Raw genomic sequence first — 22,122 nt, forward strand, 5'->3', positions numbered from 1 at the left:
GGGCGAGGGGCGAGGGGCGAGGGGCGAGGGGCGAGGGGCGAGGGGCGAGGGGCGAGGGGCGAGGGGCGAGGGGCGAGGGGCGAGGGGCGAGGGGCGACGGGCGACGGGCGACGGGCGACGGGCGACGGGCGACGGGCGACGGGCGACGGGCGACGGGAGGGCGTGTCCCGTGGGGCTGGTGGGGAGGGCGCCCGTTAGGGTGTCGAACACACGTACTGCTGGTGGCTGGGGAAGGGGTGCGGGTGCGGGTTCTGGGTGTCGATCCGGGGTTGACCCGGTGTGGGGTGGGCGTGGTCGAGGGTGTGCCCGGCCGGCCCTGCACGCTGGTCGCCTACTACGTGGTCTACACGGACCCGGCCGACGACCTGGCCCTGCGCCTGTTGCACCTGGACCGGTCACTGAGCAAGCTGGTCGCCGAGCACCAGCCGGAGAGCGTCGCCGTGGAGCGGGTGTTCAGCCAGCACAACGTCCGCACCGTGATGGGCACCGCGCAGGCCAGCGGCATCGCGGTGCTGGCCGGGGCGCGCGCGGGGTTGCCGGTGCAGACGTACACGCCGAGTGAGGTGAAGGCGGCCGTGACCGGCTCCGGTCAGGCCGACAAGGCGCAGATGACCGCGATGGTGACCCGGTTGCTGCGGCTGGACGAGCCGCCGAAGCCGGCCGACGCCGCCGACGCGCTTGCCCTCGCCATCTGTCACGTGTGGCGCGGCGGTACCCGCTCGAAGCTGGCCGCGGCGGCCGACCGGGCACGACGAGGAGGAACGCGATGATCGCCAGCGTGCGCGGCACGGTGACCGCGACGGGACCGGACCAGGCGGTGATCGAGGTGGGCGGTGTCGGCCTGGCCGTGCACTGTGCCCCCGGCACCCTGGCCGAGCTGCGGGTCGGCCAGACCGCCCGGCTGGCCACCAGCCTGATCGTCCGGGAAGACTCGCTGACCCTCTACGGGTTCGCCGACGACGACGCCCGGTCGTTGTTCGAGTTGCTCCAGACCGCCAGTGGTGTCGGTCCGCGGCTGGCCCAGGCGGTGTTGGCGGTGCACACCCCCGACGCGGTACGCAAGGCGATCGCCAACGCCGACACAGCGACGCTGACCCGGGTGCCCGGGATCGGCAAGAAGGGCGCCGAGCGTCTGGTGTTGGAGCTGCGCGACCGGATCGGCCCGGTGCCGGTCGGCGCCGACGGGGTGGGCGGGGTGACCGGTGGCGCCTGGCCCGACCAGGTTCGCCAGGCGCTCGTCGGGCTGGGCTGGACAGCCGGTCAGGCCGACCAGGCGGTTGCCGCCGTCGCGGAGACCATCGACGGTGCGACGCCGCCCGTTCCGGTCCTGCTCAAGCAGGCCATCCGCCTGCTGGGCCGTACCCGATGAGTGAGACCGAGGGGCTCGTCTCGGCGTACGTCAGCGACGCCGACCGGGACGTGGAGGCCACGGTCCGGCCGCGGCGGCTGGCCGAGTTCATCGCCCAGGACCGGGTACGGGACCAGCTCGACCTGTTGTTGCAGGGCGCGATGCGGCGGGGTTCGCCTCCGGACCACATTCTGCTCTCGGGTCCGCCGGGGCTGGGTAAGACGAGTCTGGCCAACATCGTCGCCGCCGAGCTGGGCGCGGGCATCCGGGTGACAAGCGGTCCGGCGATCGAGCGGTCGGGTGACCTGGCGGCGATCCTGACCAGCCTGGCCGAGGGTGACGTGCTGTTCATCGACGAGATCCATCGGATCGCGCGCCCGGCGGAGGAGCTGCTGTACAGCGCGATGGAGGACTTCCGGGTCGACGTGGTGGTCGGCAAGGGGCCGGGCGCGACCGCGATCCCGTTGGACGTGGAGCCGTTCACCCTGGTCGGGGCGACGACCCGTTCGGGTCTGTTGACCGGGCCGATGCGGGACCGGTTCGGTTTCGTCGCGCACCTCGACTTCTACGCCCCGGCGGATCTGGAGACGCTGCTGCACCGGTCGGCCCGGATCCTGGGTGTGCCGATCACGGCTGACGGCGCGTCCGAGATCGCCGGCCGGTCCCGGGGTACCCCGCGGATCGCCAACCGGCTGCTGCGCCGGGTCCGGGACTACGCCGAGGTCCGCGCCGACGGTGTGGTCACCCTGGGGACCGCCCGCAAGGCCCTGACGGTGTACGACGTGGACGCGCTGGGCCTGGACCGGCTGGACCGGGCGGTGCTGACCGCGCTCGTCGACTCGTTCCGGGGTGGGCCGGTGGGGTTGTCGACGCTCGCCGTGGCGGTGGGGGAGCAGCCGGACACCGTGGAGGAGGTGTGTGAGCCCTTCCTGGTGCGGGCCGGTCTGCTGGCGCGTACCCCGCGAGGTCGGGTGGCCACCGAGGCTGCCTGGCGGCACCTGGGCCGAACGCCCCCGAATGGTACATTTGGTGCAGAAGTCCCACCAGTGCCCGATCTGTTCTCGTTGGAGACCGATCAGCCGTGATGTGAACGTGATCTGTGCCGCATTCGGTGTTCTCAGGTGCAGGGATTAGACTTCGCCGCGGTCTGTACGGGACGTGAGAATCCGCCTCCGCTCCGGCACTCCCCGTGCCGGGCAGGTGGCCAATGGGAAGGTCAGTAACTGTGCATTACCTAGCAGCGGGCGGCGGCGCCGGCGGCTTCACGCCGATCCTGATGATCGCCCTGCTCTTCGGTGTCATGTACTTCATGATGATCCGCCCCCAGCAGAAGCGCCGCCGCGAGGCGGAGGCGATGCAGTCCGCGCTCGGCCCCGGCGACGAGGTCGTCACCATCGGTGGGCTCTACGGCACGGTCACGGGCGTCGAGGACGACACCGTCCTGATCGAGGTCGCCCCCGGTGTGCAGACGCGCTACGCCCGGCCGGCCATCGCCCGGGTCGTCACCCGCGCGGAGCTGCCGAGCGAGCCGGTCACCGAGGACGCGGAAACCGTCAAGGACTGACCTCCCTCCCGAGGGTGGTGCCCTCCGGCGTACGGCCGGGTCGAGCACTCCCGGGGGTCGTCGCGCCCGACGGGGCAGCGAACGAGACGTGAAAACTGGATAGTTGGGTCGACGCCGGGCGTCGGCACGTTCCCGTGACCGTCGGCGTCCCGCGTCGGCCCGTCCGGCCATCGTGTCGGCACCTCGCCGACCCAGGTCAGACCCGTCGGCCGGGGCCCCCGGCCCGACACTCGCCGCCGCTGCTGGCAGCGGCGCGACCGTACAGGGAGACAGGACAACCGTGGCACCACCTCAGGGACAGATGCGCCCCGGCCGGCAGCTCGCCGTGCTCGGGTTCATCTTCGTGGTCCTCTACCTTCTGGTGTTCTTCGCGGGCGGTGCCAGCGGCAGCTTGAAGGACCGGCTCGAGCCACGGCTCGGTCTGGACCTGATCGGCGGCACCCGGGTGACGCTGGAGGCGACCAACTCCGTCGACGGCAAGCCTCCGACGGCGGACAACCTCGAGGAGGCCCGGCAGATCATCGAGAGCCGGGTCAACGCGTTCGGCGTGGCCGAGGCCGAGGTCGTCACCGAGGGCAACCGGAACATCGTCATCTCCCTGCCCGGTGAGAACCGCAACCTCGACGACGTCGGCGAGGCGGCCGAGCTGCGCTTCCGCAAGGTGCTCAAGGCCGCCGACGGCAGCGGGACCGCTGCCGCGCCGCCGGCCGCCACGCCGAGCCCGTCCGGCGCCGCGTCGCCGGCCCCGTCGGGTAGTGCCGCGCCGAAGGTGACCCCGTCGGGCAGCGGCGCGCCGAAGGCGACCGCGTCGCCCAGCGGCGGTCAGGGCGGCATGGCCCCGGCGTCGCCGAGCGTCGCGCCGACCCCGTCGGCGTCCGCCCCGGCCTCGCCGAGTGCCGCCGCGCCGACGCCGAGTGCCAGCGCCGAGCCGGTGCCGGCCAGCATCGAGGAGCAGCGCAAGGCCGTCGAGCAGAAGGTGGGCGCCGCCGCCTGGCAGGCCGCCAACGGTCTGCAGGCCCCGGCCGACCTGAGCGCCGACCCGTCGCTCGCCGACAAGCTCAAGCCGTTCGGCACGTTGACGCCGCAAGAGGTGGCCGTGCTGCCGGCGCAGATGCAGTTCAACGTGCCGACGATCGGCTGCGCACAGCTCGACCAGCGTCCCCCGGCGTCCATCTCCGACGCGAAGCAGCAGGTGGTCTCCTGCGAGGACGGCGCCTCGAAGTACCTGCTCGACCAGGCCAAGGTGCTGGGCACCGACGTGTCCGACGCCGACGCGGTGCTCGACCAGACCAACTCCTGGGTGGTCAGCCTCGACTTCACCGGCAACGGCCAGGGCAAGTGGACCGCGCTGACCCGTGAGGCGTTCAACAACGAGGGCCAGGCCTGCGACGCGACCGCGCTGGGCCAGGACGGCAAGTGCCGGGTGGCCGTCGTGCTGGACAACGAGATCGTCTCCTCGCCGGAGATCCAGGGCGTGCTGACCGGCAACTCCCAGATCACCGGCAACTTCACCCAGAAGGACGCCAGCACGCTGGCCGGTCAGCTCCGCTACGGCGCGCTGCCGGTGACCTTCGAGCAGCAGGAGGCGCAGAACGTCACCGCCACGCTGGGCGCCAGCCACCTGCGGGCGGGTCTGCTCGCGGCCGGCATCGGCATGCTGCTGGTCATCATCTACGCGTTCTTCTACTACCGGCTGCTCGGCTCGGTGATCTTCCTGAGCCTGATCCTCTCGGCGCTGCTGGTCTTCGGCGCGCTCGTGGTGCTCGGCCGGCAGATCGGCTTCACGCTCACCCTCGCCGGCATCGCGGGCATGATCGTCTCGCTCGGTGTGGCGGCGGACTCGTTCGTCATCTACTTCGAACGGTTGAAGGACGAGATCCGGGAGGGGCGTAGCCCGCGCAGCGCCGTACCGCGTGCCTGGATCCGCGCCCGCCGGACGATCATCTCGGCCAACGCGATCACCCTGCTCTCGGCGGTGGTGCTCTACGTGGTGTCGGTCGGCACGGTCAAGGGCTTCGCCTTCGCCCTCGGCCTGGCCACCGTGCTGGACCTCGTGGTGGTGTTCCTCTTCCGGCACCCGATCATGACGATGTTCGCCTCGACGAAGGCGTTCCTGTCCCCGCGGGTCAGCGGTCTGGGCCGGGCGCTCCCGGCCCGCACCCAGCAGACTCAGCCCCGCAACCCGCGCGCCAAGGAGGCCTGAGATGGCTGCTAACGGTCTTGCGAGCCGCCTCTACAACGGCGAGGCCGGTCTCAACATCGTCGGCAAGCGCAAGCTCTGGTTCGGCGTCGCCGGTGTCCTGATCCTGATCGCAATCCTCAGCTTCGGGCTGCGCGGCTTCAGCCTCGGCATCGAGTTCGCCGGCGGCAACTCGTTCCAGGTGCCGGCCAGTGTCGGCACGCTCGACGACGCCGAGCGGGAGGTCAACTCGGCCCTCGCCGCCGAGAACACCGGCGTCGCGGTGGCCACCACGCAGAAGGTCGGCGGCCCGGGCGGCGACTCGTACGAGCTGCGTACGCCGCAGCTCAGCGCCGAGCAGGCGACCGCGGTCAAGGCGCAGATCGCCGAGGACCTCGGCATCAACGTCGACGAGATCAGCAGCAACCAGGTCAGCGAGGCGTGGGGCAGCCAGGTCACCGAGCGGGCCGTGCTCGGTCTGGTCATCTTCATCGCGCTGGTGATGGTCTACCTGATCCTGCGCTTCGAGTGGCGGATGGCCGTCGCCGCGGTCGCCTCGCTGATCACGAACCTGGTCCTCACCGCCGGCATCTACTCGCTCGTCGGCTTCGAGGTCACCCCGTCGACGATCATCGGCTTCCTCACGATCCTGGGCTTCGCGCTCTACGACGTGGTGGTGGTCTTCGACAAGGTGCAGGAGAACACCCGGGGTATCACCGCGAACAACAACCAGACGTACGGCGAGGCGGCCAACCTGGCCGTCAACCAGAGCCTCATGCGGTCGCTGAACACCTCGGTGGTGGCGCTGCTGCCCGTGGGTGGTCTGCTGTTCATCGGTGCCGGCCTGCTCGGCGCGGGCACGCTGAAGGACCTCGGTCTGGTGCTGTTCGTCGGTATGGCGGTGGCGTTCCTGACCTCCATCCTGGTGGCGACGCCGCTGCTGGCGCTGCTGAAGAACTACGACCCGCGGATCCAGGCGCACAACAAGCGCGTCCTGGCCCGCCGGGGCGCCCTGGCCCGTGGCGAGGTCACCCCGAAGGGGTCCGCCAGCCCGACCCGGGCCGACGCGACCGACGAGCCGCTCGACCCGGACGCCGCGGCGCTGGCCGGTGCCGCCCCCAAGGTGGGCGCCCGGCCGGCCGGTAAGCGACCGACCGGCACTCGGGGCGGTCGCCCGGGTGGCGGCGGCAACCGGCCGGGTGGCGCCAAGCGGCGCTGACCCGAACGGAAACGCCCGAACGGCGTCCGGCATGCTGTGTGAGCAGCACTGCCGGACGCCGTCGTCGTTGAAGGAGAGCGGAACAGCCGTGACGGAGACCCACAGCACCGAGGCGCGCGGGGACAGCGGCCCGGAGGCCGCCCGACTGGTCGCCAGCCGGGTGCTGGACGTGCCCGACTTTCCCAAGCCCGGCGTCCTGTTCAAGGACCTGATGCCGCTGTTCGCCGACGGGAAGGTCTTCCGTGAGGTGATCGACGGGATTGTCGCGTACCACGGGCGGGACGCCTTCGACGTGGTGGTCGGCATCGAGGCGCGCGGCTTCGTCGTCGCGGCGGCCGTCGCCTACGCGGCCGGGGTGGGAGTGGTGCCGGTGCGCAAGGCCGGCAAGCTGCCCCGTCCGGCGCACTCGGTGTCCTACGACCTGGAGTACGGCGAGGCCACCCTGGAAGTGCACGAGGATGCCTTCACCGCCGGGCACCGGGTCCTGGTCGTCGACGACGTGTTGGCCACCGGCGGCACCGCCGAGGCGACGCTGGACCTGGTCGAGCGGGCCGGCGGCACCGTCACCGGCTTCACCGTGCTGTTGGAGCTCGGGTTCCTGGGAGGGCGCGAGCGGTTGGCGCAGCGTCCGGTGCACGCCCTGCTGACCGTTTGAGCCGTTCAACCCGTGCTTGACCGTTTGATCCCGGATCCGGCGGACACTGCCTGCGTCGACCGTCCGGCGGAGCGGCAGGGGCCCTCCGGTGCGGGTAGCATTGCCCTTTGCTGACGCCGGCCGCACACGTCCGGCGAGGCGAGACCAGGCCGGCCGATGTTCGGTCGGTGTGTTTCCGGCGAGCGGTGAGGAGGCCGGTGTCCCACGATGTCGTCCCTCCGGCGGAGGGCACGGTGCACCCGACAGGCGACGCTGACGGCTCGGTGACTGACCGGACAGGCGACGCGCCGGCCCGGGTGACGGGCACCGGCAACGGCTCCGGCACGGCCGCGGGCGAGAGCACGGTACGCCCGATCAGCGGCCCACCGAGCGTCGAGGCCGCGCCCGGCGCCGACGGGGTCGTGGTGCCGTTCCCGACCGACGCCGGCGTCGACCCGTCGCCGAGTGGCGGTTTCGCGCTGTCCAACGCGCCCACCGGCCGTCGGGTCCGCGCCCGGCTGGCACGGTTCAACGCGCCGTGGCAGACCTCGCAGGTCAGCGAGGTCCTGGAGCCGCTCATCGCGAGCCACCGGGACAACCACCCGAAGGCCGACGTCCGGCTGTTGCAGCGCGCCTTCGACACGGCCGCGCGGTGGCACTCCGGGCAGTACCGCAAGTCCGGCGACCCGTACATCACGCACCCCCTTGCGGTGGCGACGATCCTGGGCAATCTGGGGATGGACACCACGACGCTGGTCGCCGCCCTGCTGCACGACACCATCGAGGACACCGAGTACACCCTCGACGCGATGCGCGCCGACTTCGGTGGCGAGGTCGCCCTGCTCGTCGACGGCGTCACCAAGCTCGACAAGGTCAAGCTGGGTGACGCGGCGAAGGCCGAGACGATCCGCAAGATGGTCGTGGCGATGGCCAAGGACCCGCGGGTGCTGGTGATCAAGCTGGCGGACCGGCTGCACAACATGCGCACCCTGACCTTCCTGCCCCGCCCCAAGCAGGAGCAGAAGGCCAAGGAGACGCTGGAGATCCTGGCGCCGCTGGCGCACCGGCTCGGCATGAACACGATCAAGTGGGAGCTGGAGGACCTGTCCTTCGGCACGCTCTTCCCGAAGCGCTACGAGGAGATCAACCGGCTGATCGGGGAGCACCAGCCGCAGCGTGAGTCGCTGTTGCGCCAGGTCACCCAGAAGGTCGGCACCGACCTCAAGGCCGCCAAGATCAAGGCGGAGACGACCGGGCGGCCGAAGCACCTCTACTCGATCTACCAGAAGATGATCGTGCGGGGTCGCGACTTCAACGACATCTACGACCTGGTGGGTGTGCGGATCCTGGTCGACACGGTGCGCGACTGCTACGCGGCGTTGGGCGTGATCCACGCCAACTGGCAGCCGGTGCCCGGCCGCTTCAAGGACTACATCGCCATGCCCAAGTTCAACATGTACCAGTCGTTGCACACGACTGTCATCGGGCCTACCGGCAAGCCGGTGGAGATGCAGATCCGCACGTACGCGATGCACCGCACCGCCGAGTTCGGCATCGCCGCGCACTGGAAGTACAAGGAGCACAAGGGCACCCAGATCGTCGGCCCGCCGGCGCACATCGACGAGATGACCTGGCTGCGGCAGCTGCTGGACTGGCAGCGGGAGGCGGCCGACCCGAGCGAGTTCCTGGACGCGCTGCGGTTCGACCTGTCCAGCCAGGAGGTGTACGTCTTCACCCCCAAGGGTGACGTCATCCCGCTGCCGACCGGGTCGACGCCTGTGGACTTCGCGTACGCGGTGCACACCGAGGTCGGGCACAAGTGCATCGGCGCGCGGGTCAACGGCAAGTTGGTGCCGCTGGAGTCGACGCTGTCCAACGGCGACGTGATCGAGATCTTCACGTCGAAGTCCGAGACGGCCGGCCCCACGCAGGACTGGCTGGGTTTCGTCAAGAGCCCACGGGCCCGCACGAAGATCCGCCAGTACTTCAACAAGGAGCGCCGCGAGGAGGCGATCGAGGCCGGCAAGGACGCGATCGTCAAGGCGATGCGCAAGCAGGGCATGCCGTTGCAGCGGATGCTCACCTCCGACGCGCTGATGTCGATCGCCCGGGACCTGCACCTCGCCGACGTGGCGTCGCTGTACGCCGCTGTCGGCGACAGTCAGGTGTCCGCGCAGTCGGTGGTGCAGAAGCTGATGGCCGCGTACGGCGGCGAGGAGGGCGCGGCGGAGGACATCGCCGAGACCGCCGTCGCCACCCGGCCGCCGCGCAGCCGGCAGAGCAGCAGCGACCCCGGTGTCGTCGTCCGGGGCGTCAGTGACGTCTGGATCAAGCTGGCCCGCTGCTGCACCCCGGTCCCACCGGACTCGGTGTTCGGCTTCGTCACCCGCTCCGGCGGGGTGAGCGTGCACCGCGACGACTGCGCCAACGCCGAGGACCTGCGGGCGCAGGCCGAGCGGGTCGTCGAGGTGAGTTGGAAGCTCACGTCCGCCTCGACGTTCCTGGTCGCCATCCAGGTCGAGGCCCTGGACCGGCACAAGCTGCTGGCCGACGTCACCCGGGTGCTCTCCGACGAGCGGGTCAACATCCTCTCCGCCACCGTCACCACCACCCGCGACCGGGTGGCGGTGAGCCGGTTCAGCTTCGAGATGGCCGACCCGAAGCACCTGGGCCACCTGCTGGCCACGGTCCGCAAGGTCGACGGTGTGTTCGACGCGTACCGGGTCACCTCGGGCGCCTGACGCGTACCCCGGACACGACAGCGCCCGCCGGCTCAGCCGGCGGGCGCTTCGTCGTCTCCCCGGGCGTCAGCCCTGCGGGTTGCTCATCGTGAGGTCGGTGATGACGACCTCCTTCTTCGGGTGACCACCGCCGGCCTGCTGGGCGAACGCCCCGTCGTCACCGGCCTTGGCCACGTCCTTGACGATGTCCATGCCGCCGGTGACGCTGCCCAGCACCGTGTACGCCGGGTCCAGCGGCGAGTCGCCGTAGACGATGAAGAACTGGCTGCCGGTGCTGCCGGGCTGGCCGGAGTTGGCCATCGCGATGACACCCTCCGGGTACGGCGGGCGCTTGTCGGTCGGCAGGTTCTCCTCCGGCAGCCGGAAGCTCGGGCCGCCGGTGCCGTCGGTGTCCCGCCAACCCTTGCCGGTGGCGCTCGGGTCGCCGCACTGGAGCACCTTGATGCCCTCGGTGACGAGGCGGTGGCACTTGGAGTTGTCGAAGAAGTTCTTGTCCGCGAGGAGCGTGAAGGCCCCCGCCGTGCACGGCACCAACGACCGGTCGACCTTGGCCGTGATCGGGCCGAGGTTCGTGGTGATCGTCATGGTCTGCACACCCTTGGCGGACTGCTGGTTGCTCGGCAGTCCGACATCCTTGATCTGCGGCGACCGCTGGTCGGCCGGCACCTCGTTGTAGACGCACTCGGACGCGCCGGCCGCCGGCGCGGCGGTGTCGGTCTTGTCGTCGTCGTCACCGCCGAGGGTGGTCGCCAGCCAGACGGTGCCGGCGACCACGAGCACCAGCACGGCGGCCGCGCTGACGATCGCCTGCGTCTGGCGGCGCTTGCGGGCCTTGCCCGCCCGCTCGGCCATCTCCTTCTCGAGTCGGGCGCGTGCCGCCGCGCGCTGCCGCTCTCTGGTGGACGTCACGCCTGGATCCTCCTGGCTGTCTGTTTCCGGGTGCCGCTCGGGTGGGTGGTGCGACCGGTCAGCCGGCGCTCGGGCTGCTGGCCGGGGCGCCGGACGGCGTCGCTGCCGCGCCGGTGACGGGCTCGCCGACCGTGAGGCTCTGGATCACCACGTCGGTCTTGGGCTTGACCTTCGCCCCGCTCCCATTGTCCACGGTCGGCAGGGCGCCGATCTTCTCGATCACGTCCAGACCGCCGGTGACCTTGCCGACCACCGGGAACTTCGGGTCGGTGGTGGTGAAGTCCTTGAAGAAGATCAGGAACTGGCTGCCGTTGTTGCCCGGCGGGTTGGAGATCATCGCCACGGTGCCCTTGGGGTACGTCGGTGGCTGGCCGGGCGCCGGGCTGGCCGACGGGGAGGCCGACGGCACGGTCGGCACGTCCTCGTCGTAGAACGAGTAGGTGGGCCCGCCCAGGCCGGTGCCGCTGGGGTCGCCGCAGCGCAGCGCCCCGTCGGCGGTGATCTCGTGGCACTTGGTGTTGTCGTAGAACGACCGGCTCGCCAGGTGGGCGATGCTCGCCGCAGCGCAGGGCGAGTTGGTCAGGTTCAGCTCGGCGGTGATCGGCGCGCCCTGGTTGGTGGTCACGGTCATCGCCCGGGTGCCGGCGGTCGGCAGGCCCTTGGCCTCCGGCGTGCCGACGTCCTTGAGGTTGGTGTTGGCCGTCGCGTCCTGCGGCGTCCAGAGGCAGGTGTCCTCCGCGGCCGTGTTCTTCTTCGGGTCGGAGTCGAACGCCCCGAGCGCCCACGCCGAACCGGCCACGATCAGCACGAGGACCAGCGCCGCCCCGACACCGGCCTGGATCTGCCGACGCCGCCGCGTGGCGGCGGCCCGGCGGGCCAGCTGCCGGTCGAGCTTGGCCCGCGCCAGTTTGCGCTGCCGGTCCCTGCTGGAAGGCACCCGTGCTCCCCTTTCCTTCGCCAGGTCGTCGCCGGCGGCCGGGCGTCCCGGCCCGTCCGGGCGTCACGTGTGCCGCGCCACACGCCCGCCAGAGTGTACGGCTAGCGACTGGGAATGTGGTGTACGAGGTCCACCCCGCCGCGAGCAGCGCTTATCGGGCGATGTCACTGTGCTGCACGGGGCTGGTGGGACGGACGCGACAAACCGGTTCGCCCGGCCGGATAGGCTGCTGGGCAGGACGACGGTTCGACGGAAGGACAGGGCCCGTGCTCGTGGCCGGCTTTCCCGCCGACGCGTTCGGCACCAACTGCTACGTGGTGGCGACCGCGCCGGGGGAGCAGTGCGTGGTGGTCGACCCCGGCATCGGCGTGCTCGACCAGCTCGACGCGTTGCTCGCCGAGCACCGCCTGCATCCGGCCGCCGTGCTGCTGACCCACGGCCACCTGGACCACACCTTCTCGGTCGCGCCGGTCTGCGGTGCGCGCGGCATCACCGCGTACGTGCACCCCGGCGACCGGGAGATGCTGGCCGATCCCGCCAAGGGCCTGTCCACCGACCTGACGTCGCTCTTCGGCGGCCGGTTGAGCTACACCGAGCCGGAGGACGTGGCGGAGCTGACCGACGGCGCCACGCTCACCCTCGCCGGCCTGGAGATCGCCGTCGACCACGCCCCGGGCCATACCGGCGGGTCGGTGCTGTTCCGGCTGCCCGGCGCGGGCTCGGGTTGGGAGGCGGACGAGATCTGCCTCTCCGGCGACGTGCTCTTCGCGGGGTCGATCGGCCGCACCGACCTGCCGGGCGGAAGCATGCCGGCCATGCTCACCAGCCTGCGCGACAAGATCCTCCCGCTGGCCGACGACACAGTCGTCCTGCCCGGCCACGGCCCGAGCACCACCATCGGCCGCGAGCGTGCCAGCAACCCGTACCTCGTCGAGGTGGCCGGCACGTCGCCGGCCGCGCCCAACCGGGGCCTCTAGTCCTTCGTCCGCGCCGCGCGCGGACCCACGACATCACCGCGCCGTGGGCGCGGCACCGCAAGGAGTACGCCGATGAGCAAGCCCACGCCCATCTCCGGTTTCCCGGAGTGGCCCCCTGGTCAGCGGATGGTCGAGCAGTTCGTGCTCGACAGGATCCGGGCCACCTTCGAGCTGTACGGCTTCGCCCCGCTGGAGACCCGCGCCGTGGAGCCCCTCGACCAGCTCCTGCGCAAGGGGGAGACCTCCAAGGAGGTCTACGTGATCCGGCGGCTGCACGCCGACGCCGAGGGCGCCGGCGGCGACGACCAGTTGGGCCTGCACTTCGACCTGACCGTGCCGTTCGCCAGGTACGTGCTGGAGAACGCCGGCAAGCTGGCCTTCCCGTTCCGCCGCTACCAGATCCAGAAGGTGTGGCGGGGGGAGCGGCCGCAGGAGGGGCGTTACCGGGAGTTCGTGCAGGCCGACATCGACATCGTCGACCGGGACACCCTGGCCCCGCACCACGAGGCGGAGATGCCCCTGGTGATCGGCGACGCGTTGCGCTCGCTGCCGATCCCGCCGGTGACCATCCAGGTGAACAACCGCAAGATCTGCGAGGGCTTCTACCGGGGCATCGGGTTGACCGATCCGGAGGCGGCGCTGCGGGCCGTGGACAAGCTCGACAAGATCGGGCCGGCGAAGGTGGCCGAGCTGCTGGCCCAGACCGCCGGTGCGAGCGAGGCGCAGGCCAAGGCGTGCCTCGCGCTTGCCGAGATCTCCGCGCCGGACGCCTCGTTCGCCGACGCCGTCCGCGCGCTGGGGGTCACCGACCCGCTGCTCGACGAGGGCATCGAGGAGCTGGTCCGGGTGGTGGAGACCGCCGCCGAGCACTCGCCCGGCCTCTGCGTGGCCGACCTGCGCATCGCCCGCGGCCTGGACTACTACACCGGCACCGTCTACGAGACCCAGCTGCGCGGCTACGAGCGGTTCGGCTCGATCTGCTCCGGTGGCCGGTACGACAACCTGGCGACCGCCGGCGCCACCTCGTACCCGGGGGTGGGGATCTCGATCGGGGTGACCCGGCTGCTCGGGCTGCTCTTCGGCGCGGGTCAGCTGCCCGTCTCCCGGGAGGTGCCGACGGCCGTGCTGGTGGCGGTCACCAGCGAGGAGCGCCGTGCGGCCAGCAACCGGGTGGCCGAGGCGCTGCGGCGGCGCGGGGTGCCCACCGAGGTGTCGCCGAGCGCGGCGAAGTTCGGCAAGCAGATCCGCTACGCCGAGCGACGGGGCATCCCGTACGTGTGGTTCCCGGGGGCCGACGGCGCGCCGGACGAGGTGAAGGACATTCGTTCGGGTGAGCAGGTCACGGCCACTGCGGGGGAGTGGATGCCGCCCCGGGAGGACCTGACTCCCACGGTTGGCTGAGCGTCACGACTGGCGCGTACGGCCGCTGGGACCTACGGTAGCGTAAGTTACGCCACCGTAGGGAGCTTCTCGTGACCATGAGCACCACACTCAGCCAGACCGCACTCCTCGTCGAGTTGGAGCCGGTGGTTGCCCGCAACCTCGACCGCCATCTCGCACTGGCCAAGGAGTGGTTCCCGCACGAGTACGTGCCGTGGAGCGAGGGGCGGACCTTCGACGGGCCGCTCGGCGGCGAGGCGTGGTCACCGACCGACTCCACGATCCCCGACGTGGCGCGCACCGCGCTGATCGTGAACCTGCTGACCGAGGACAACCTGCCCTCGTACCACCACGAGATCGCCACCCTGTTCGGCCGGGACGGCGCGTGGGGCACCTGGGTGCACCGGTGGACCGCGGAGGAGGGCCGGCACGGCACCGCCATCCGCGACTACCTGACCGTCACCCGGGCGGTCGACCCGGTGGCGCTGGAGCGGGCCCGGATGACGCACATGGCCGCCGGCTACGTCAACGTGCACGACGACGAGGTGCTGCACTCCCTGGCGTACGTGTCGTTCCAGGAGCTGGCCACCCGCATCTCGCACCGCAACACCGGCAAGGCCACCGGCGACCCCGCCTGCGAGGCGCTGCTGGCCCGGGTGGCCGCCGACGAGAACCTGCACATGGTCTTCTACCGGAACCTGCTCGCCGCCGCCTTCGAGCTGGCCCCGAGTCAGGCCATGCGGGCCGTCGCCGACGTGGTGGCCGACTTCCAGATGCCGGGCAACGGCATCGACGGTTTCGCCCGCAAGTCGGTGGCGATCGCCCTGGCCGGCATCTACGACCTGCGTCAGCACCGCGACGAGGTGCTCCAGCCGGTGTTGCGCCAGTGGGACGTGTTCAACGTGACCGGCCTGAACGCCGACGGCGAAGCCGCCCGCGAGCAGCTGGCGGCCCAGCTGGAGACCCTGGAGAAGGCCGCCCGCCGCTTCGAGGAGAAGCGCGACGCCCGAGCAGCCCGCCTGGCCCTCCGCTGACCCCCACCCCCCCGCGCCCCCACCCGCCGATCTCGCACTGCTGTCGTGACGAAACCGGGCGTAGTTCTCAGATTCCCGACCGCACCCGCAAGATCGACGCGGGAGACGGGGGCGCGGGGGGTCAGGGGAGGGGGAGTAGGAGGCAGGTGCTGGTGGCGTGGGCTGTCAGGCGGTTGCTGGCGTCGGTGATGCGGGCTTCGGCCAGGGCTGTGCGGCGGCCGCGTTGCAGCACCGTGCCCTCGCAGCGCAGGGTGCCGCTGTCCACGGTGACCGGGCGGAGGAACTTCACGTTCAGGTCCAGCGAGGTGTAGCCGACGCCGGCGGGCAGCGTGCTGTGTACGGCGCAGCCGGCTGCGGTGTCCAGCAGTGTCGACAGGACGCCACCGTGGACGCTGCCCAGCGGGTTGTAGTGGAACTCCTGCGGCACCAGCTCGACGACGACGCGCCCCTCCTCGACCTCCATGCGCGTCATGTCGATCAGGTGCATGACCGGCGGCGCGGCCAGTTCGCCAGCGATGATCGCGCGGAGCATGTCGAGGCCGCTGCGCTGGCCGACCTGTGTGGCGTTGGCAGCCGGATCCGACCAGGTGAAGGTACGGCTGCGCGCCGGCTCCTGCGTCTGTGTCATGGACGCAGCGTGGCAGCCCGTTGCTGAGTCTGTCAACGAGACCTAGCCTGGGCGGATGAGACCCGCGGCACTTGACTGGTCGGTGGACAACTGCACCATCGGGCGAGCGATGGCGATCCTCGGTGAGCGGTGGACGCTCGTGGTGCTCCGCGAGGTCTTCAACGGCGTACGGCGCTTCGAGGACATGCGGGTGCGTACCGGCATCCCGCGCCAGGTGCTGACCAGTCGACTGACCACTCTGGTGGGGCAGGGCGTGCTGCGCCGCGAGCCGTACCGGGAGCCGGGCAGCCGGTTGCGGCACGAGTACCGGCTGACCGAGAAGGGCCTGGACCTGTGGCCGGTGCTGGTCGCCGTACTCGGCTGGGGTGACAGGTACCTCGCCGACCCCGACGGCTCGCCGCTGAGCGTGGGGCACCGCGACTGCGGCGCGGAGGTACGCGTCGCGCTGCGGTGCGCCGACGGGCACGAGGTCGACGATCCCCGCGACGTACTGCCGCGTCCGGGTCCCGGCGCTCACCGTCGTACCCCCTGAGGGCGGGCCGCCGGCGCGGACCCGGCTGCCGTTCCCGGACCGCGTGACCGCGTAACGCATCGATGGTCATGCGTGTCCGAAACGGATCCGGTGGCCGTTCGGTGTGACGGCTGGTGTCGGCGGGCGTGTCCGCGGTGTTGCGGGCATGTGGCCGATGAAGATCGGCGAATCCGGGCGAATCCAAGTCTTGTAAATGATCTTAAGCATGTGAATACTTCAGTTCACTCGGCCGGTTTCCCCTGATCGGCCGGGTTGCCCTCGGGTCAGCCGCCTCCGGCGAGACCCGTATCCCCCGCCCAGGAGGTTTGTTACATGCGACCCACGAGGTCCTCATTCCGCGTCGCGGCCACCGTCGCCGTGGCCGGAAGCCTGGTCGTCGGCACGCTCATCGGCGCACCCGCCCAGGCCGCCCCCGCGGCCTCGCCCGACGCCGCTGCCGCCCTCTCCGCTCAGCTCGGCGACCGCTCCGCCGGCTCGTACATCGACGCCAGCGGCCGGTCCGTCGTCACCGTGACCGACGCCGCCGCCGCCCGTAAGGCGAGCAACGCCGGCGCCACCGTCAAGTACGTCAGCCGGGGCGCCGCCGAGCTCAACCGGGCCACCGCCGAACTGGAGCGTTCCGCGAAGATCCCGGGCACCGCCTGGTGGAACGACCCGGTCACCAACCAGGTCGTCGTCTCCGTGGACAGCACCGTCACCGGCGCCAAGCTGGAGCGGGTGAAGGCCGCCGCCGCGCGCGCCAACGGCGCGGTGCGGATCGAGGCCGAGGCCGGCGTGCTGAGCACCCGGATCTCCGGTGGCCAGGCCATCTACGCCGGCGGCGGCGGGCGCTGCTCGCTCGGCTTCAACGTGCGCAGCGGCAGCACCTACTACTTCGTGACCGCCGGGCACTGCACCAACATCTCGTCGAGCTGGTACTCGAACTCCGGCCAGACCGCGCTGATCGGCACCCGTACCGGCACCAGCTTCCCGGGCAACGACTACGGCATCGTGCGGCACAGCAACTCGGCCAACGCCGCCGGCAACGTCTCGCTCTACAACGGCAGCTTCCGGGACATCACCGCCGCCGGCAACGCCTCGGTCGGCCAGTCGGTGCAGCGCTCCGGCAGCACCACCGGCCTGCGCAGCGGCTCGGTGAACGCCACGAACGCCACGGTGAACTACGCCGAGGGCTCGGTCTCCGGCCTGATCCGCACCAACGTCTGCGCCGAGCCGGGCGACAGCGGCGGCTCGCTGTTCGCCGGCACCATCGCCCTGGGCATGACCTCCGGCGGTAGCGGCAACTGCCGCACCGGTGGCACCACCTACTTCCAGCCCGTCACCGAGGCCCTGAGCCGCTACGGCGTCAGCGTCTTCTGATCGATCCACCGCACGCGGGCCGCCGGAACACTCCGGCGGCCCGCGTCGCGTCCGGGACCCCGCCTCACGCGAGGCCGTCCGGCCCGTCCGCCGGTCGCAGAGGATCCGGCGGTACGACACCGGGCAGGCCCGGACCGACCGGGATGGTGCCTGTCGTCCACGCGAGGTGCGCGCGCCGGGCCGACAGCACCGCCAGCAGCGGCCAGAGCGCCACCGCCACCGCCGTCACCCGCTCGGCCAACCCCGTGCGCGACCCGCTGGTCACCTCGAACGCCGACCAGCCGAACAGGGCGAGCAGCACCACGGTGGCACTCAGCCCCACGGTCCGGCGGAACGCCCACGGCGGCTGCGGGGCATCCGGATGCGCGGTGTCCGGACCACGCGGCAGCCGCAACGCCGAACCGGCGGGCCACAGCGCGAGCGCCAGCACCGCCACCGTCGCCGCGATGCCGTGACTGAGCGAACCACCCACCGGCGGACGGGGAAAGGCCACCAGCGCGACGGTAGCAACCCCGCCGACCGCGAGCAGGAACCGGCTGGGCAGGCCTGCCGCGTGCAGCACCGCGGCGACCGACACGTAACAGCAGCCGAGCAGCACCAGGGCCACGATCATGATCCAGGCGTCGGTGGCGTCCTGCCCCGCCAGCTCGCTGATCGTGTCCCGGATCGGGTCGTACCCGGCGGGCTGGCGAGCCTGCGCGACTGTCCAACCTCCCACCAGCAGCACGGGCGCGGCCGCCGCCGTGGCGACGGCCCAGTTCGGTACGGCGCGCATTTCGCCACGTTAACCGGCAAGACGGCCGGTTGAACCTGGTTCGCCCCCAGCTGTCAGCCCGTGCTGACCGTGGCGTCGGTGAGGATGACCGATCCCCCCGGGTACTGACACTGGATCCGCAGCGTCAGCTCGTCGGCCCCTTCGAGGTCGGCGGTGAGCTTCTGCGGATTGTCCATCCGCGCGTCGAACTGCTGCCCCCGCGTCACTCGGGTGATCGTTCCGTCCTTCTGCCGAATCGCCACCTGCGCATAGACGAGAACGATGCCGTCGCGCTCGTCGGCAGAGGAGAAGAATGGTCGTACGGTCGAGGTGAGATCGAGATAACGGCGCTGGAGCCGATACGTGACGTCGCGTTGTTTGTCCGCACCGGCATTCGTCGGACAGTCGATGACGACCGGACGGTCGTACCCCGGTTGGCCGGTGAGCTGACGCGGCAGCTTCCCGAGATTGGCAGCCCCGGCCTCGACGGCCAGGGTGTCCAGCCGGACGGACGATGCGGACGCGGGAGTCGGCGACGCGTCGGCGCCCGGAGTGGCCGGTGCCGGTTTCACCGGTGCGGGTCCCGGCGTCGACGGACTCGCCGCCGGTTCGTCCTGCCCGACCCTGAAGTCGAAGACGTCCCGGGCCAGGGCGGCCGCCGCGATGAGCACCCCGAGCACCGCGAGCACGGCGGCCACCCGTGCCCCGCGACGAGCCGGCATTGGCGTCGGTGCCTGGCTCGGATCCTGGATATCCGGCATCTACCTCTCCACCACGGACGTTGAGATGGGGCCGCAGATATCTGACGGCTTTCGGTCAGATCTTGTCGGCGAAGAATACTCTTCCTTGCGAAGTGGCGAGTTACTGATAACGTGCCGATCCCGAGCCGGACTCCTATCCGACGTTGACTTCTGCCGATGCAGGAGGTTTTAGCGGTGAACCAACCCGATCCGCGCGCCGAGCAGCCCGCCCCCACCCCGCCATCGCCGCTGCCCCCTGCGGGTGGCGCCGCACCGCCACCGCGCGGCGGCGCCGCACCGCCACCCCCTCCGGGCGGTGGCACTCCGCCGACGTTCCCGGGTGGCAGCACAGCACCACCGCCGGGTCGCGGCGCACCCCCACCGGCCGGTGGGGCGACACAGCTGTTTCCCGGCGGCACCGCACCGCCGCCGGGTGGTGGGCCACCGCCGTCGTTCCCGGCGGGTCCCGGGCCGGCGGACCCGCCGGCGGCCGGCGCGCGACGCGGCCGGCTGGGTCTCGTGGTGATAGCCGTGGCCGCCCTGGCGCTGCTGGTGTCCCTCGGGTCGGCCGCCGTGTCCTGGCGAGCGCTGGACCAGGCGCGGACCGCCCGGGACATCGCGTCCGCGCGGGGACCGCTCGGCCCCACCGGCGGCGCCCCGGCGCCCTCCGACCCGGCCCCACCGAGCGACGCACCGCAGACGTCCCCGGCACGGGAGGATTCGCCGCGTGCCCCCGGAACCCCACCGGACATCCCCGAAACGGCCGTCTACGAGGTGAAGTACGAGAACCAGAGCCTGACGCTGAGGCCGGGGGACTGCTTCACGAAGATGCGCGTCGACCTCGACGAACCCCGGGCGAACGTGGGACTGAACGGATGGGAGTTCAGTCTGGATCCCGACTGTCAGGACGGGGCGCCCTCGATCGGGTTGAGTGATGGGACGAAGGGCAGCGAGGCGACGACGGCGATGAAGCCGGGCGAGTGTTACGACGCCATCCGCTCGGCACCGATCGCCGAGGGAGCGAAGGTGCCCCTGCGCAAGGGTTCCTGGCTCTGCATCAGCACCAACTACGCCGCGGCCCAGGAACGGCGGGACAGGTGGCGGATGGTGCTCGTGGAGGTAACCTCGATCAGCAATGACCGGACGGTCGTCATCCGGGCCACGGCCTGGAACATTCCGGAGAACTGACAGCCGTGACGCGTCCGCGCCGCCCGTCGGGCCGCCCTGATCGAAGGGGGCGGGTCGACGGGTGGCGCTTACCGTTTCCGGCACTCCTGACAGAATGCGGAGGCAGACCGCACCGCAGATGAGGAGACGCACGTCGTGATCCGTACCCATGATGCCGGCAGCTTGCGCGCGACGGACGCCGGCACGACGGTGACGCTCGCCGGGTGGGTGGCCCGCCGGCGTGACCACGGCGGCGTCATCTTCGTCGACCTGCGCGACGGCTCCGGCGTGGTCCAGGTGGTGTTCCGCGAGGAGGACGCGCACGCGCTGCGCAACGAGTTCTGCGTCAAGGTCACCGGTGAGGTGACCCGCCGGCCGGACGGCAACGAGAACCCGGAGCTGCCCACCGGTGACGTCGAGGTGACTGCCGCCGAGCTGGAGGTGCTCTCCGAGGCGGCCCCGCTGCCGCTGCCGGTGGACGACCAGATCGAGGCCGGCGACGACCTGCGCCTGCGGTACCGCTACCTGGACCTGCGCCGCAGTGGCCCGGCGAACGCGCTGCGGCTGCGGTCGCGGGCCAGCCAGCTCGCCCGGGGTGTGCTGCACGAGCGGGACTTCCTGGAGATCGAGACGCCGACGCTCACCCGTTCGACGCCCGAGGGGGCCCGGGACTTCCTGGTGCCGGTGCGCCTCCAGCCGGGCAGCTGGTACGCGCTGCCGCAGTCGCCGCAGCTGTTCAAGCAGCTGCTGATGGTCGGCGGCATGGAGCGGTACTACCAGATCGCCCGGTGCTACCGCGACGAGGACTTCCGCGCCGACCGGCAGCCCGAGTTCACCCAGCTCGACATCGAGATGTCCTTCGTGACCGAGGACGACGTGATCGACCTCGGCGAGGCGATCGTCTCGGCGCTCTGGAAGGACCTGGCCGGGCACGAGATCACCCGCCCGATCCCGCGGATCACCTGGCACGACGCGATGGCCCGGTACGGCTCGGACAAGCCGGACCTGCGGTACGGCGTGGAGCTGACCGAGCTGACCGAGTACCTGCGCGGCACCGAGTTCCGGGTGTTCGCCGGCGCGATCGACGCGGGCGGCTACGTCGGTGCGGTCGTCATGCCGGGCGGCGCGGCGCAGAGCCGCAAGGAGCTGGACGGCTGGCAGGACTGGGCCAAGGCGCGCGGCGCGCGGGGCCTGGCGTACGTGGTGCTGGACGCCGAGACCGGCGAGGCACGCGGCCCGGTGGCGAAGAACCTGTCCGCCGAGCACCTGGGTGGGCTCGCCGACGCGGTCGGCGCCAAGCCGGGCGACGCGGTCTTCTTCGCGGCCAGCGCCACCACCCGCGAGGCGCAGGAGCTGCTCGGCGCGGCCCGCGTCGAGATCGCCAAGCGGGCCAGCCTGGTCGACGAGAGCGCCTGGGCGTTCTGCTGGGTGGTCGACGCGCCGATGTTCGAGCGGACCGACGAGGGCGGCTGGACGGCCGTGCACCACCCGTTCACCTCCCCGAACGCCGAGTGGGTGGACCGGTTCGAGGAGGCGCCGGACCGGGCGCTTGCGTACGCGTACGACATCGTCTGCAACGGCAACGAGATCGGCGGCGGCTCGATCCGTATCCACCGGGGGGATGTGCAGAAGCGGGTGTTCGACCTGCTCGGCATCACCCCGGACGAGGCGCAGGACAAGTTCGGCTTCCTGCTGGAGGCGTTCAAGTACGGCGCCCCGCCGCACGGCGGCATCGCGTTCGGCTGGGACCGGGTCTGCATGCTGCTGGCCGGCGCGGACTCGATCCGTGAGGTCATCGCCTTCCCGAAGACCCGGGGTGGCTTCGACCCGCTGACCGGCGCGCCGACGCCGATCACCGGCCAGCAGCGCGCCGAGGCCGGCATCGACGCCAAGCCCAAGCCGGCGGCCACCTCCCACACCGGCACCGCCGGCCCGGCCGCGCCGGTGGCCGACCCGGTCTGACCGATCCACCCGCACCTGCTTGGTTGATCAAGAGGTTTGCGTCATGCTCGCCCGGCGA

The 22,122-nt window shown here is 71.4% G+C and carries 20 protein-coding genes; 15 read left to right on the forward strand and 5 right to left on the reverse strand.

The genetic code is table 11. From position 1 onward, the window contains the following. Nucleotides 1-242 precede the first annotated feature (242 nt). From ruvC to ABZS77_RS27650, 8 genes are all read left to right on the forward strand, one after another. Nucleotides 243-770, forward strand: coding sequence for a crossover junction endodeoxyribonuclease RuvC (gene ruvC / locus ABZS77_RS27615; RefSeq protein WP_354828694.1), 528 nt, complete (start codon nucleotides 243-245; stop codon nucleotides 768-770). Further along, complete coding sequence (ruvA, locus tag ABZS77_RS27620; RefSeq protein ID WP_354828696.1) at nucleotides 767-1,369, forward strand: Holliday junction branch migration protein RuvA; 603 nt, start codon at nucleotides 767-769, stop codon at nucleotides 1,367-1,369. The genes ruvC and ruvA overlap by 4 nt, the downstream gene beginning before the upstream one ends. Next, complete coding sequence (gene ruvB, locus ABZS77_RS27625; RefSeq protein WP_354828698.1) at nucleotides 1,366-2,433, forward strand: Holliday junction branch migration DNA helicase RuvB; 1,068 nt, start codon at nucleotides 1,366-1,368, stop codon at nucleotides 2,431-2,433. Before ruvA ends, ruvB begins: the two co-directional genes overlap by 4 nt. 122 nt (nucleotides 2,434-2,555) lie before the next feature. Beyond that, nucleotides 2,556-2,912: a preprotein translocase subunit YajC gene (gene yajC / locus ABZS77_RS27630; RefSeq protein ID WP_354828700.1), complete on the forward strand. Its 357-nt coding sequence runs from the start codon at nucleotides 2,556-2,558 to the stop codon at nucleotides 2,910-2,912. A gap of 280 nt (nucleotides 2,913-3,192) precedes the next feature. Next, a complete protein-coding gene (gene secD, locus ABZS77_RS27635) occupies nucleotides 3,193-5,115 on the forward strand; it encodes a protein translocase subunit SecD (RefSeq protein ID WP_354828703.1) in 1,923 nt (640 codons plus the stop codon). A gap of 1 nt (nucleotide 5,116) precedes the next feature. Beyond that, nucleotides 5,117-6,310 (forward strand): protein translocase subunit SecF, encoded by a 1,194-nt coding sequence (secF, locus tag ABZS77_RS27640; RefSeq protein WP_354828706.1) that lies wholly within the window; start codon nucleotides 5,117-5,119, stop codon nucleotides 6,308-6,310. 88 nt (nucleotides 6,311-6,398) lie between these two features. Further along, nucleotides 6,399-6,965 (forward strand): adenine phosphoribosyltransferase, encoded by a 567-nt coding sequence (locus ABZS77_RS27645; protein WP_354828709.1) that lies wholly within the window; start codon nucleotides 6,399-6,401, stop codon nucleotides 6,963-6,965. A 197-nt stretch (nucleotides 6,966-7,162) separates the two neighbouring features. Next, nucleotides 7,163-9,685, forward strand: a complete 2,523-nt coding sequence (locus ABZS77_RS27650) for a bifunctional (p)ppGpp synthetase/guanosine-3',5'-bis(diphosphate) 3'-pyrophosphohydrolase (protein ID WP_354828712.1) — start codon at nucleotides 7,163-7,165, stop codon at nucleotides 9,683-9,685. 66 nt (nucleotides 9,686-9,751) lie between these two features. On the opposite strand, the gene ABZS77_RS27655 is transcribed toward ABZS77_RS27650, so the two are convergent. Both ABZS77_RS27655 and ABZS77_RS27660 read right to left on the reverse strand, forming a co-directional pair. Then, nucleotides 9,752-10,594 carry a peptidylprolyl isomerase gene (locus ABZS77_RS27655; RefSeq protein WP_354828715.1) on the reverse strand — a complete coding sequence of 281 codons (843 nt, stop codon included), beginning with the start codon at nucleotides 10,592-10,594 and terminating at the stop codon, nucleotides 9,752-9,754. 58 nt (nucleotides 10,595-10,652) lie between these two features. Then, the gene (locus ABZS77_RS27660; protein WP_354828718.1) at nucleotides 10,653-11,531 is read right to left on the reverse strand and encodes a peptidylprolyl isomerase; all 879 of its coding nucleotides are present in this window, start codon (nucleotides 11,529-11,531) and stop codon (nucleotides 10,653-10,655) included. 266 nt (nucleotides 11,532-11,797) lie between these two features. Between ABZS77_RS27660 and ABZS77_RS27665 the strand changes: the two genes are divergently transcribed. From ABZS77_RS27665 to ABZS77_RS27675, 3 genes are all read left to right on the forward strand, one after another. Continuing rightward, complete coding sequence (locus tag ABZS77_RS27665) at nucleotides 11,798-12,508, forward strand: MBL fold metallo-hydrolase (protein WP_354828721.1); 711 nt, start codon at nucleotides 11,798-11,800, stop codon at nucleotides 12,506-12,508. A gap of 72 nt (nucleotides 12,509-12,580) precedes the next feature. Next, nucleotides 12,581-13,909, forward strand: coding sequence for a histidine--tRNA ligase (gene hisS / locus ABZS77_RS27670; protein ID WP_354828724.1), 1,329 nt, complete (start codon nucleotides 12,581-12,583; stop codon nucleotides 13,907-13,909). Between the two features lie 77 nt (nucleotides 13,910-13,986). Continuing rightward, nucleotides 13,987-14,922 carry an acyl-ACP desaturase gene (locus ABZS77_RS27675; RefSeq protein WP_354828755.1) on the forward strand — a complete coding sequence of 312 codons (936 nt, stop codon included), beginning with the start codon at nucleotides 13,987-13,989 and terminating at the stop codon, nucleotides 14,920-14,922. A gap of 121 nt (nucleotides 14,923-15,043) precedes the next feature. On the opposite strand, the gene ABZS77_RS27680 is transcribed toward ABZS77_RS27675, so the two are convergent. Beyond that, nucleotides 15,044-15,550: a PaaI family thioesterase gene (locus tag ABZS77_RS27680; protein WP_354828727.1), complete on the reverse strand. Its 507-nt coding sequence runs from the start codon at nucleotides 15,548-15,550 to the stop codon at nucleotides 15,044-15,046. Between the two features lie 55 nt (nucleotides 15,551-15,605). On the opposite strand from ABZS77_RS27680, the gene ABZS77_RS27685 reads away from it, so the two are divergent. Both ABZS77_RS27685 and ABZS77_RS27690 read left to right on the forward strand, forming a co-directional pair. Further along, complete coding sequence (locus tag ABZS77_RS27685; RefSeq protein ID WP_354828730.1) at nucleotides 15,606-16,082, forward strand: helix-turn-helix domain-containing protein; 477 nt, start codon at nucleotides 15,606-15,608, stop codon at nucleotides 16,080-16,082. 312 nt (nucleotides 16,083-16,394) lie between these two features. Further along, nucleotides 16,395-17,441 (forward strand): S1 family peptidase, encoded by a 1,047-nt coding sequence (locus ABZS77_RS27690; protein WP_354828732.1) that lies wholly within the window; start codon nucleotides 16,395-16,397, stop codon nucleotides 17,439-17,441. Between the two features lie 64 nt (nucleotides 17,442-17,505). On the opposite strand, the gene ABZS77_RS27695 is transcribed toward ABZS77_RS27690, so the two are convergent. Together ABZS77_RS27695 and ABZS77_RS27700 are read right to left on the reverse strand one after the other, a co-directional pair. Beyond that, nucleotides 17,506-18,216, reverse strand: a complete 711-nt coding sequence (locus ABZS77_RS27695) for a DUF998 domain-containing protein (protein WP_354828735.1) — start codon at nucleotides 18,214-18,216, stop codon at nucleotides 17,506-17,508. A gap of 53 nt (nucleotides 18,217-18,269) precedes the next feature. Continuing rightward, nucleotides 18,270-18,956 (reverse strand): hypothetical protein, encoded by a 687-nt coding sequence (locus ABZS77_RS27700; RefSeq protein ID WP_354828738.1) that lies wholly within the window; start codon nucleotides 18,954-18,956, stop codon nucleotides 18,270-18,272. Nucleotides 18,957-19,130: 174 nt separating this feature from the next. On the opposite strand from ABZS77_RS27700, the gene ABZS77_RS27705 reads away from it, so the two are divergent. Both ABZS77_RS27705 and aspS read left to right on the forward strand, forming a co-directional pair. Next, a complete protein-coding gene (locus tag ABZS77_RS27705) occupies nucleotides 19,131-20,123 on the forward strand; it encodes a hypothetical protein (protein ID WP_354828742.1) in 993 nt (330 codons plus the stop codon). 135 nt (nucleotides 20,124-20,258) lie between these two features. Further along, entirely contained in the window at nucleotides 20,259-22,064 is a 1,806-nt protein-coding gene (gene aspS, locus ABZS77_RS27710) for an aspartate--tRNA ligase (protein ID WP_354828744.1), read from the forward strand. The last annotated feature ends 58 nt before the right edge of the window (nucleotides 22,065-22,122 follow it).

Source organism: Micromonospora sp. NPDC005298 (genome assembly GCF_040607375.1).
Classification (GTDB): domain Bacteria; phylum Actinomycetota; class Actinomycetes; order Mycobacteriales; family Micromonosporaceae; genus Micromonospora.

Coding starts and splice junctions, on each gene's coding strand:
- ruvA (WP_354828696.1), top strand. CDS start 767: ATGATCGCCAGCGTGCGCGGCACGGTGACCGCGACGGGACCGGACCAG.
- ruvB (WP_354828698.1), top strand. CDS start 1,366: ATGAGTGAGACCGAGGGGCTCGTCTCGGCGTACGTCAGCGACGCCGAC.
- yajC (WP_354828700.1), top strand. CDS start 2,556: ATGGGAAGGTCAGTAACTGTGCATTACCTAGCAGCGGGCGGCGGCGCC.
- secF (WP_354828706.1), top strand. CDS start 5,117: ATGGCTGCTAACGGTCTTGCGAGCCGCCTCTACAACGGCGAGGCCGGT.
- hisS (WP_354828724.1), top strand. CDS start 12,581: ATGAGCAAGCCCACGCCCATCTCCGGTTTCCCGGAGTGGCCCCCTGGT.
- ABZS77_RS27675 (WP_354828755.1), top strand. CDS start 13,987: ATGAGCACCACACTCAGCCAGACCGCACTCCTCGTCGAGTTGGAGCCG.
- ABZS77_RS27680 (WP_354828727.1), bottom strand. CDS start 15,550: ATGACACAGACGCAGGAGCCGGCGCGCAGCCGTACCTTCACCTGGTCG.
- ABZS77_RS27685 (WP_354828730.1), top strand. CDS start 15,606: ATGAGACCCGCGGCACTTGACTGGTCGGTGGACAACTGCACCATCGGG.
- ABZS77_RS27690 (WP_354828732.1), top strand. CDS start 16,395: ATGCGACCCACGAGGTCCTCATTCCGCGTCGCGGCCACCGTCGCCGTG.
- ABZS77_RS27695 (WP_354828735.1), bottom strand. CDS start 18,216: ATGCGCGCCGTACCGAACTGGGCCGTCGCCACGGCGGCGGCCGCGCCC.
- ABZS77_RS27700 (WP_354828738.1), bottom strand. CDS start 18,956: ATGCCGGATATCCAGGATCCGAGCCAGGCACCGACGCCAATGCCGGCT.